Source organism: Buchnera aphidicola (Pemphigus obesinymphae) (assembly GCF_026122815.1).
GTDB classification, from domain to species: Bacteria; Pseudomonadota; Gammaproteobacteria; order Enterobacterales; family Enterobacteriaceae; genus Buchnera_C; species Buchnera_C aphidicola_BJ.
Map to the genome: position 1 here is coordinate 1 of NZ_JAIWQW010000103.1, position 364 is coordinate 364.

Annotated in this window: 1 protein-coding gene; it reads left to right on the plus strand. The window is 26.1% G+C overall.

Annotated features, from left to right (window positions below; translation table 11 throughout):
• Positions 1-364 (plus strand): GTP-binding protein (locus tag LDP10_RS03305; protein ID WP_265197294.1); only part of this gene is annotated, 364 nt, incomplete at both ends.

Genomic DNA, 364 nt, shown 5'->3' on the forward strand with positions numbered 1-364 from the left:
TTCATTTAATTAATTTGTTAGATACCCCAGGTCATCAAGATTTTTCAGAAGATACTTATCGTATTATTACTGCAGTGGATTGTTGTTTAATGATTATTGATGCAGCTAAAGGAGTAGAAGAAAGAACTAAAAAATTAATTAATATAACCCGATTAAGAAATACACCTATCATTACTTTCATTAATAAATTGGATAGAGATGCTAAAGATCCCATAGAGTTATTTGATGATATTGAAAACAAATTAAAAATATCTTGTACTCCTATTACTTGGCCAATAAATTGCGGACGTTTATTCCAAGGTATATATCATATTCATGATAAAGGAATATGGATTTATAAAAAAAATGTAAAAAAAACTAAAAA